The 11193-nt window shown below is 47.1% G+C and carries 8 protein-coding genes; 2 read left to right on the top strand and 6 right to left on the bottom strand.

The annotated features are described in order from the left end of the window. Window positions 1-504: 504 nt before the first annotated feature. Window positions 505-1893: a pyridoxal phosphate-dependent decarboxylase family protein gene (locus REC12_RS00520; protein WP_308891559.1), complete on the bottom strand. Its 1389-nt coding sequence runs from the start codon at window positions 1891-1893 to the stop codon at window positions 505-507. A gap of 313 nt (window positions 1894-2206) precedes the next feature. Between REC12_RS00520 and REC12_RS00515 the strand changes: the two genes are divergently transcribed. Together REC12_RS00515 and REC12_RS00510 are read left to right on the top strand one after the other, a co-directional pair. After that, window positions 2207-3190, top strand: a complete 984-nt coding sequence (locus REC12_RS00515) for a helix-turn-helix domain-containing protein (RefSeq protein WP_308891557.1) — start codon at window positions 2207-2209, stop codon at window positions 3188-3190. A gap of 168 nt (window positions 3191-3358) precedes the next feature. Then, window positions 3359-3748 carry a metal-dependent transcriptional regulator gene (locus REC12_RS00510; protein WP_308891554.1) on the top strand — a complete coding sequence of 130 codons (390 nt, stop codon included), beginning with the start codon at window positions 3359-3361 and terminating at the stop codon, window positions 3746-3748. Between the two features lie 61 nt (window positions 3749-3809). Here the strand turns inward: REC12_RS00510 and REC12_RS00505 are convergent, their stop codons facing one another. The 5 genes from REC12_RS00505 to REC12_RS00485 form a co-directional block, all read right to left on the bottom strand. Further along, window positions 3810-5543, bottom strand: coding sequence for an ABC transporter ATP-binding protein (locus tag REC12_RS00505; RefSeq protein WP_308891551.1), 1734 nt, complete (start codon window positions 5541-5543; stop codon window positions 3810-3812). Next, entirely contained in the window at window positions 5543-7282 is a 1740-nt protein-coding gene (locus tag REC12_RS00500; RefSeq protein ID WP_308891549.1) for an ABC transporter ATP-binding protein, read from the bottom strand. The genes REC12_RS00505 and REC12_RS00500 overlap by 1 nt, the downstream gene beginning before the upstream one ends. 377 nt (window positions 7283-7659) lie before the next feature. Then, window positions 7660-8988 (bottom strand): hypothetical protein, encoded by a 1329-nt coding sequence (locus REC12_RS00495; RefSeq protein WP_308891547.1) that lies wholly within the window; start codon window positions 8986-8988, stop codon window positions 7660-7662. Between the two features lie 358 nt (window positions 8989-9346). Continuing rightward, a complete protein-coding gene (locus tag REC12_RS00490) occupies window positions 9347-9574 on the bottom strand; it encodes a hypothetical protein (protein ID WP_308891545.1) in 228 nt (75 codons plus the stop codon). Between the two features lie 49 nt (window positions 9575-9623). Continuing rightward, complete coding sequence (locus tag REC12_RS00485; RefSeq protein WP_308891544.1) at window positions 9624-10532, bottom strand: putative RNA methyltransferase; 909 nt, start codon at window positions 10530-10532, stop codon at window positions 9624-9626. Window positions 10533-11193: the final 661 nt, after the last annotated feature.

Here is an 11193-nt window from a genome sequence, read left to right as displayed (position 1 = left end):
ATAAAGAAAAATAATCCCCACTTTGCAATTAAGTGAGGATCAGAGCCTTTCTCAATTTATCCGCTGACTAATCCGCGCTAGGACTCCCGCTTCGGCAAGCGGTGAGTTAAGAGCGGCTAAGTCCCTGGATAAGGGCGACTAGGCTTCAGATGGAGTTAAAACTCCACCTGCATCAAGTCTTCTTTATCCCCTTAATTATGAAAGCAATAAAAAAACACGCTACCAAGGCGTGCCAATAAATTACTTTATATCCACGATTCAGGTTGCTCGAAAGAAGCTGCCCAGGTAACACAAACAAAGCCTTGTTCTAAGGCATTACCGTGTACCCGTGCCAATATTCAGTTAGATAAAAACCACCTCGGCATTTTTTACAGACATTAACGACAACTCCTTTCGCCAGGGAATTTTATTTAAGGTAGGATACCGTCTTCATTATATTAGCGATGCCAAAGATTGTCAACGGGGGTTTTTCTACGGTTAAATCGTGTTAAAAGGCGACGGCTTTCAGACAGACCTGGACTTGACAAAAGTTTCGACACACTCGTCAAGATCCTGGCGGGATGTCTGCCATGAACAGACACTTATTCTGATCACCGGCTCGCCCTGCCATTGCGCGCCGCCGCACCAGCAGTTGCCGCTGGCTTGAATATTTCTTAAGGTGGCATTTGTCAATTCAGCGGTTTCACATTTTACCAGAACCTGATTAAAGACTACATCATTGACCACGCTAAAGCCCTTGGCAGCTAATCTCTCGGCGAAATATCCGGCATTTTCACATAGTTCGTCCACCAGGGCCCCGACTCCCTTTTTGCCCAAACACTTCAAGGTCGCCCATAATTCGATGCTTCTTGAGCGCCTGGACATTTCCGGCGTGTACATCATCCCGTCCCTGTGGGGGCTGTACTGGATATAGGAAGCGGAGGCCCGCATGGCGTTGACAAGGGCGGAACGCTTTCGGCACAAAACAATACCACAGTCATAAGGAGCGTTAAGAGTCTTGTGCGCGTCAACCGACCAGGAGTCCGCCTTTTCAAATCCTTTGAGTAGAGGATATTTATGGGGGGAGGCTGCGGCCCAAAGGCCAAAGGCTCCGTCAACATGAATCCAGGCACCGGCTTCCTTGGCAGCCCCGCATAAGGCTTCCAGCGGATCGAAGGCACCGCTATTCACATTTCCGGCCTGGGCAATCAGAAGGGTGCTGCTGTCCAAGGGCGGCAGCTTCTCCGCTATCATCCGTCCCTGATCATCAGCGGGAACCAGCTCCACTCTGCTCCGGCCCAGACCCAGCAGGGACAAAGCCTTGAAAACCGTGGAATGGGCCTGCTCTCCCACCACGACACGCAGCGGGGGCGCTCCAAAAAGCCCGTCTTGATTTACATCCCAGCCCTGTTTCAGCAGCAGCTCATTGCGGGCCGCCGCCAGAGCACAGAGGATGGCCAGGGAAGAGCCGCTGACAAAGCCTGCGGCGGTCCCGGAGGGTAAGCCCAGTAAATCGACAAGCCACTGTTCACATACTTCTTCCAACTTTGAGGTAATGGGAGACATGACGAAAAGCGCACCGTTTTGATCCCAAAGATCAGCAATCCATTTCGCCGCGGCGGAAACCGGATAATATCCCCCACAGACAAAACCGAAGTATTTTCCGCCGCTCTGCGCAACCGTGGCCTCCGAGCCGAAGCGGCTGAGCAGCTCAAGTATCTCGCGGGGAGCAGAAGGCTCAGCGGGCATTGGTTCCTGAAAGACATCCAAGGCCGCAATGGCCTGGTCCGAGGGCACTATAGTTTTGGCGGGCAGACTGTCCAGATACTCGTAAGCAGCGCTTTTGGCCTGCTCAAACAGCTCTTTCGACTTTAATTGTCCGCTCATTTGCTCCTTTAATCCGTCGAATTTCACTATGATCACTCCCCTTCAGCAAGTTATATGGATATATTTGGAGTATATCCGGACATCATGCCTCCGTCAATAGGCGGGTATGGGTTAGCCAAGCCTGTTCGCAGCCCAACGCCGGTATTGCCAAAATTAATTGCTGCTAAAAGCGGCAAAACAAAAAACTTGAGCTGCAAGCCAATTCTTGTTAAACTATTAATGTTAGATCACTCAAACTTCTTGGCCTTTACCCCTTGTTCAGAGCAATGCCAATATAAGCATTCTATTTTTCCGCACATCACTTTATAGGAACTTTATAGGAAATTGGCAGGTGAATATAATGAACCTACAATCATCAATAAAACCCGGCCCTTCTCCGGAACAGCCGCTGGAGCTTTGCTTCCGGCAAACCAAAATCAAGGGGGCCTTTGCTTTCTTTGAAGCGGATCAAGAGTTGGCTACAGGCCGGATGAAGCAGCTTTCCTTTGCGAATAAGTTCTTAATTTCCCTTATGAACTATGCTTTCCGCTCCAGCACGTGCAAGAATTATACCTCAGCCGATCAGTTTATGGAGATTCTCTACTTTGAATCCATCAAAGCGGAAAGCTGGGAGTATGACGTCGGGAAATTCCCGCTGGAGGCAGGCATCAGCACTTACATTAATCAAAAGCATCCCGGCAAACTCGTCTTCTTACCCCATACTCCTGTGCAGGGAATCCGGATTATGATTTATGAAGAGTTTTACCTGCACTATTTACGAGAAAGGTTTCCCGGCAATTACTTAAATGTCCATGACCTGAGCCAAATGAACTATAAAAGCTACTTTAACCCCGAATTACAGCTCGTTCTCCAACAAATCAAGCACAGCATGGAAGCCGAGGTTTCCTCGGAATTGTACTATGAAGGCAAAATCATGGAAATCCTCTACCTGATTACAGCCCAAACCCAGGCAGCCCTTGCGGCGCCGCCGGCCAATAAACACCCCTTGACAGAGGACGATTTAAGAGCCGTCAACAAAGCGAAAGCCATCATCGACAAGGGGCTTTCAGCTTCGCCTAAAATTTCCGACTTGGCCTCTTGGACCAATACAAGTGCCGCTAAGCTGCAAAATGATTTTCAGCGGGCCTTTGGCAGCACAATTCACGGCTATGTCCTGCAAGCGCGCATGAAAGAGGCCTTGCACAAGATCGACAGCAGCGCTGAACCCATCTATTCCATCGCCCAAAGTGTAGGCTGCAAAAACCCCAGCCGGTTTGCAGAACTCTTTAAGCAGACCTACGGCATCACTCCCCGGGAATACCGCAGTCTGAAGAACAGCCGTTAACGAGAGGCTTAATAAGGCCTCTTTCCTTAAACCTCCTTCCTTGAAATCCCTTTTCTTAAAACCTCTTTTCTTAAAACCTCTTTCCTTAAAATCTCTTTCCTTAAAAACAGGGTTCTTTAAGAAGAGGACTCTTGCCCAGCCAATAAAAACAGAGGAGAATTGAACGCTATGGATAGGCTTACCTTTACCATGGAAAATTACCTTGAAGCCGTCTATGAGTTAGCGCGGGAAGGCGGAAGCGCCCGGCTAACGGATATTGCCGCGCGGCTGGACGTCACGAAGTCCACAGCCAACACAGCCATGTCCATCCTCGCCCAAAAAGGCTTGCTTACCAACGAGAAATACCAACAGATCTACCTGACGGAGGCTGGCTTGGAAATAGCGGCTGTCATTTCGGAAAAGCACCATATCATTCAAAGGTTCCTGACGGATATTTTGCAAATTGACTTCGCTACGGCCAATACGGACGCCTGTGCCATCGAGCATGTGATCAGCAATACCTCCGTTGCCGCCATGCATGACTTTCTGAGAAATTCTTTAAAAAACAACACCTTTTAAAACAAACGCTGGAACAAACATTGCGCTCCAGCGTTTGTTTTGGGCAAACTACCCGCACTTATTAGGCGGACCGGCTGCCGATTCCCCAGGTTTTAGCCTGCTGCTGAGCAGTCCATAGCTTATAGTAGAGACCGCCCTTGTCGATCAGCTCGGAGTGCCGGCCGGCCTCAAGAAGTTGACCTGCCTGAAAAACCAGAATCCGGTCCGCGGACTGGATCGTCTGCAAATGGTGGGCGATGACCAGCACTGTCCGGCCCAGGGCCAGATTGCTGATGGCTTTTTGGATGTAAACCTCATTGAGGGGGTCCACATTACTGGTGGCCTCGTCCAGCAGTACAATGGGGCTGTCTTTTAAGAGGGCGCGGGCAATGGCCAGCCTCTGCTTTTGCCCGCCGGAAAGTCCCGCGCCGTTTTCGCCCAGCAGAGTGTCGTAGCCCTCCGGCAGGCTCATAATCGTCTCATGGATCATAGCCTTTTGCGCCGCCTCAATCACCTGCTCTCTCGTAGCCCGGCTGTTGCCCATTTTGATGTTTTCATAAACGGTGTCGGCAAATAAGATAACGTTTTGCATGACAATGCTGATTTGGGCAAGGAGCTCGTCATAATCCATGTCCCGGATATCCACGCCGCCGATTTCAATTTTGCCGGACTGACAATCCCAAAAGCGCAGAAGCAGATTGGTGATAGTCGTTTTGCCCGAGCCAGAGGGCCCCACCAGAGCTGTGAGGCTTCCTTGCTCCAAAACGAAATCGGCGTCTTGCAAGGCAAAGCCTTTTTCTTCATACTGAAAACCTACATGCTCAAAATGGATATCAAAACGGGCGGCGGATTTCGCAACTGCCGGCTTGGTCAGGATAGGAACGTCCAGCAGCCTGGCAATTCTCTCATAGCTGTCTTTGCTGCCGGTATAGCTCAGGCGGTAGCTTTCCAGATTGGCGAAGGGCCGGTAAAATTCCTGGCTGAAAACGATAAAGTAGACATAGTTGTCCAGGTCAAGCAGTTTATACCAGGTCAGAAGCCCGCCGAGCAAGGCCAGCAAGGCAAAGCAAAGTTCCAAGGGAATAAAGTATTGGGCGGAATCCCAGGCTCCGGCTTTGGCCTCCGCCTTGCTGCTTTCCTCAAAACGCCGCGCGCTTTCTTTTAACTGCTTTTGAAAAAACTCATTTTCCGGAAAGGCTTTGAGCAGGGGGATGCCTTTGGTATACTCGACAAAGCGGCTGACCATGTCCGCCAGATTGCGCTTATTCTTTTCTTTTAAAATCAGGGACTTTTTCAGACCGGCTGCTTGTATGCCCAGGGCCAGGGGCAGCAGGGAAACCATGACCAGACCCATTTTCCAGTCGAGCAGCCAAAGGGCAATGCCAATCACCAGGGCTGTCAGGATATCGCTTACTGCTTTGGAGCCGATATGGGCCACGGCGCCCTCCAGATTATCCACATCATTTTGGACGATGGTGCTGATTTCACCGAGGCGCTCCTGCGTGTAAAAACCTAAGGAGAACTGCTTCAGCCTGCGGATGATTTTTTCCTTTAAATTCACTTCCATTTCAAAACCGGCGAAGTGCGTGGTGCCGTTGACAATGATGTTGGCTATAAATTTTACAGCCAGCATGGTCAGCATCAGCCGCCAATATCCTGTCAGGTCTTTTTGCCCCCCGGTTATCGCCGTCAGCATGCGGAAGACCGTCAGCATAATGCCCGCAAAGAGGAGGGAACTTATGGTGTTGGCCAGGATGGCCGTCGCCAGCATGAGCTTACCCTTTGTACTGATATGGGAAAACAGTTCTTTCATCATCAACCCGCAGCCTCCTTTATCTGCCAATGCTCAGCCTGCCGCTCCGCCTCCACCATCGCCTGATACAGCCCGCAGGTTTCCAGCAGCTCGGGATGCTTTCCCCGGGCGATGATTTCACCGTCCTGCAGCACCAGGATCTGGTCGGCTGACTGGATGGTGTTCAGGTGGTGCGCGATGATGATTAAGGTCTTATTGACACACAGGTTGCTGATGGCTTGCTGAATCAAGGCTTCATTATAGGGGTCAAGGGCCGCCGTTGCTTCATCCAAGATCACAATGGGCGAGTCTTTCAGAATCATGCGGGCTAAAGAAATCCGCTGTTTCTCTCCGCCGGACAGTTTGGCTCCGGCTTCTCCGGCCAGGGTCTGGTAGCCTTGTGGAAAACCCTTGATGATGTCGTCTATCCTCGCTTTTTGGGCGGCGCGAATGATTTCCTCCCGGCCGGCCTTCTTTTGGCCCAGGCGGATATTTTCTTCCAGAGTGCTGTTAAATAAGAAGACATCCTGCTGGACAATGGAAATTAAAGCGCACAGGTCTTGTTCGTGCAAATCCTGGACTGTTTGCCCGCCGATGAGGATGGTTCCGCTCTCAGGCTGCCAGAAGTTCATGATCAGGTTGGCCAGAGTGCTCTTGCCGGCTCCGGAAGGACCAACGATAGCCGTGACAGAGTTTTCTTTAAAGGTGACGCTGACATTTTTTAAGGCCGCTTCCTTTCCTTTGTAGCTAAAGGTGACCTCTTGGAATTCGATGTCCCCCGCCCTTGGACTGCCGCGCTTTTCTTTTTCCGGCTCCGGCGGAACATTGAGCACGGAGTCCACCGCTGCCATGGTGTTCTTAAAGACAATTTTATTGTATTGCAGGGTCATAGACTTGGAGAAATTCTTGGAGAACTGTCCGGCAAGGATGATGGACAGAATATAGACGATGATGCTCCAGGCGGTAATAGGCCGGCTGCTTAAAATAAGGGAGCCGACAATGGCCACTGCGACGATGCCGCCCTCCATTAATAAGATAATAAAACTCATGGGAACGGACTGTGCGTAAATGGCTTGCTTGGCGCTGGCGATATAATCGTACATGCTTTGCAGGACTTGCTCCGTCTTCTTTTCCCCGCTGCTGAAGGCTTTGACAGCGGCAATCGCCCCAATGTATTCCAGCACGTTTTCGGAAACTCGTTGGATGCTTTGCTGGTAATTCCCCACGGATTTGGACCAGAGCTTGTTGAAAACCGGCATCAGGAGGAAGACCAAGGGGACGGTTGAGATGAGCGCAATTCCCAAACGCCAGTCCAACAAGGTCACAATTACCACAACAGCCAGGCAAACGATATTGGTAATGACCACATCGGGAAGAGTGTGGGCCAGGTAAATTTCGATCCGTTCCACATCGCGGTCAATGATCTTGGCCAGGTCCCCGACTTTTCTTGTTTGAAAGAAAGCAAAGGGCAGCTTTTTCAGGTGCTCGATCATAGCGAGGCGTATTGCCAGCAAAGATGAGTAAGCATCGTCGTGGGCCTGCCCTAAAGCCAGCGCGTAAAAAACAGCTTTGGCGAGCTGGCAAAGGCAGACGGCCGTGCCAAGCAAAATCAGCATTTTCAGTGTTGTCCCGCCCCACAACAGGCTTATCATGTAAACAACTAAGAAAATAGCCAGAATCCCGGACACAACACTGACCGCCGTAAAGAAAGCCGACAGCCTTCCCCGCTTTTTATAGGCTTTGATCTGATTTGGTTTTTCCATCACGAGCCTCCTTTAGTTTTAAATGGGGACTGCAAGGTCAGACCCTTCTCCTTCTTCTAGCCTGTGCTAGCAAGCGGGCGCCTCTTGCCTGGTTTCATTGGCCCAGATGCCGGCATGTGTCTTTCCTCCAGTTCATTGTCAGGATATAGAGTTAGATTACTCGAACAAATAAAGCTTAGCATTTGACAGTTCGCTTGACAATATCTTGGGAGGAATCTGATTTTTTTCGGGTAGAAGCTTATTCATAATTGGCAAAACTGCTTGCCTCCCCCTCACAATAAAGGCCATTCAAATTCGTCACCAGTGACAAATTTGAATGGCCTTTATATACTTTTTTCGCAAATTGCAGTAAAAATTAATCAAATTTTCTTTGCTTTCTAATTGAATTTAGCGATTATTGCAGCATAATTTCCACTGCTGGAGTTCGTCTTAGAATTTGACATTCCTACAGCGACATAACCTTGATCCTTGGTTTGTATTGCTGAATCAAATTTATCAGAACCTTTACCATCTAGGGTTTTAAGCCACTGTTGATTACCATTAGAATCGAATTTGACAATTATAGCATCGTCATCATCTGAATCTTTGCTATTTAACAAATCGCCATCGCTGGATTCCGTATAACCTGCAATGATAAACCCATCGTCCTGCGTAGGCTGAACTGAATAAAAGCCATCATTTGCACTGCCTCCCCATGTCTTTGTCCATTGGGTATTACCCAGAGCATCGAATTTTACAATTACCCCATCGTGTTGACCATGATTCTTTCCAGCGAAGTCTCCGTCATTTGAGCTTGTCTCACCTACTGCAATATAACCCTTAGCACTTGTTGGTTGTACCGAGTAAAATTCATCGTAAGAACTGCCACCAATTGATTTAACCCATTGAGGATAACCGGAGGAATTGAACTTCCTTAAGATCGCCATATACCCTTTGGGACTATAGGTGTTGTTTAAATCCACCCCTGAAAGGTACCCTGCAGCAATATAACTGTCATCTGTCATTTGCTGTAGGGCTTGATAATGCTCCTTGGGGGAATCGATAATACGAATCCACTTTTTCATGCCAATAGAATTAAATTTAACCAATATAGGAACGTTATAACTACACTTATTACCCTCCATATCACCGTTCGTTGAATTAGTAAACCCTGTTACGATATATCCTTGATCATTTGTCGTTTGAAGGGTATCAAATTCATCCCTACCGCCTCCACCAGTTGACTGTATCCATTGTAACTTTCCTTCGGAACTGATTTCTGCAATAATACCATCGGTACCGCCCTTGTTGAGCGTTGTAAAGTCGCCATTGAGGAGGTCGCCATTCTTCGAATCCGAATATCCGACTACAATATAGTCACCGGATTTTGTTTCCTGAACGGACGTAAAGACATCTTCGTCGGTTCCGCCAAAGTTTTTCAACCACTCTTGTTTTCCATCGGGATCAAATTTTGCTATTATAGCATCGTCACAGCCATGGAAGGATTGGGATATGTTAGGGGAGTACGAATAACCCACTGCAACATAATCTCCGTCTTTAGTTTGTATAACGGAATTAAAGCAGTCTTTATTACTACCGCCAACAGACTTAACCCATTGTGCGTTAGGCGCATCCGCATACGCGACTCGGTTTTCATTCTGCAACCCTGAAAAAGCAAATAAACAAGTTAATAATATGGTTACGATAACGGTAACTATTTTTTTCATTTTAAGTGTCATCCCTTTCGCTGTGCTCAAGGCAATAAAATTGAATGAGGCAGTATCAATGCACAAAAAACATAAGCTTTTTCCTTCACATGATTATATTATAACGCTAACTTTTCCATATTTTATATATCTTTAAAAAATTAAATAACAAAGAATCCAAGGAGGTTTACTAATCGCGTAAACAACAATGTTTATGTTGTTTGGCGGCCTCCTTCAAGAGTGTGGGACCTATCCATCAAAAGGGTCTGCCCCAAAATCATAAACGTTTACAGACTCGGCGATAGAGATTCAGGACAAAGGGTTTGAACCACATAAGTTCGAACCCCTTGTCCGTTTTTAACACCAGAAAAAGCGCAACTCACAAAAACTTGTCAAACTCCACTTTAAAGACACGTTTTCGAGGATACAGTTTTTGATAATAATCAATCAAGGCCTTTCGCCCGTTCAGCTTGCCATTCGACTCCAAGGTATCCCTTAAAGCTGTTATCGGTACGGCCGCCTTGTAGTAGCTTTTGCGACAGCCTTTTCCAACAATGGCCTCCGCCCTGCGGGTTACCTCAACCCAGGTCAGCGTTTCATTCAGCAAAGTAAAAGGATGCCAAATTTCTAATCGCTAAAAACTTACGGTTAATGTTTTATGACAGGCAATGTTTTTTCCCTCCGATTAAGATTGTTAAATCAATAGTTACGTGCAAAGCATTTATTTCCCGCGTCCTTTGTAAACTGGTTTCCGTTGCGTACCAGGATAAGGGAGTCATAGTAACCAGATGTTCCATAAGGGTGCTGTCTAAAGCTAAGGTATACCGTACACTTTGAATGTCCAGGAGGTTAACACTACGGCGGAACAGCTCTACAGTATTATCGTTTGTATAAGCCGGTTTAGTTGTATTTAGCTGAAAAATTTCTCTTAGCTCTTTAAGATATCCGCTGTCAGGAATTACTTTAATAATTTTCCCATCGTCGGCAAGTATTCTTTGGAATTCTAAATAATTGGACGGTGATAAGATATTAAGAAGGATATCAAATTGTTTACCGGCAAACGGAGACTTCGCCAGATCTGCAACGCACCAAATATTATGGGGGTAATCCTTTGCAGCAAGTTGAATACCTTCTTTAGTGATGTCAATACCTACTCCTAAAAAACCATGAGTTTTTTTACCTATTTTTTGATGTATGCTGGATAGATGAGATCCCTCACCGCAACCGGCATCGACAACTTTTATCGCTTCACTTTTTCCTGTTAGTTCTGCCAAGATTAATTGACTGATTTTTTCTTGCAGTGGTTCAAAAAATCCACTCCGGCAAAGAGTTTTTCGAGCTTTGAACATTGGATTAGTATATTTGGTTTTGACGGAATGGGATAGTAAATTTACATATCCCTGTTTGGCGATATCAAAGCAATGATTCCTGGCGCATATTAAACTTTTGCAGTCCACTATTTTCATGGGACTGGAACATAATGGGCATTGGAAAATGGTCTCATATTCAATATCACGGGAATTGTCAAACATTTTGCATGTTTGGCTTAATTTATTTTTGGACATTAAAAAGCACCCCATCCATTCGAAATAGGTGAATGAAAAAGGTACAGCTAAATAAACCCACCTCAATAGGAAGATGAGCCTACGTAATCTGTACCTTACATTACCTTAAGCGAATGAATTGGATGCTCATAAACAGTTAATCACTCCCTTAAAAATTACTTTCTCATTGTAACAATAATTTGTCGGGTTGTAAAATAGGCCTTCAATCTACGCTCTCGCGTAGAGAGCGACAAACAGAAGCAGAAATTAAAAAATACAACCTAAAATTTCTATCCACGCTCTCGCGTGGAGAGCGACATGCTTTATGGATTCGTTCGCGCTATTGATAACCATTTCAATCCACGCTCTCGCGTGGAGAGCGACTGCATTGAATCAGAGGATTTTGAACTTGGAGTTATTTCAATCCACGCTCTCGCGTGGAGAGCGACTAAAGCTACAGGCGCAACGGCAATAGCGGTACAAGATTTCAATACACGCTCTCGCGTGGAGAGCGACCCACATTAGTTAATATTTTTACGAATCCAGTTCGATTTCAATCCACGCTCTCGCGTGGAGAGCGACGACGTTTGACAATGATGGCCGAGAAGGCTTCGAAAAATTTCAATCCACGCTCTCGCGTGGAGAGCGACAGGAAGTAATTCAGCTTAATAAGCCCACGTGC

It is taken from the genome of Candidatus Desulfosporosinus nitrosoreducens (genome assembly GCF_030954495.1).
In the GTDB taxonomy this organism is placed as follows: domain Bacteria; phylum Bacillota; class Desulfitobacteriia; order Desulfitobacteriales; family Desulfitobacteriaceae; genus Desulfosporosinus; species Desulfosporosinus nitrosoreducens.
The sequence above is the reverse complement of the archived record's forward strand: the minus strand, read 5'-3'. Positions and strand labels throughout refer to the sequence as shown.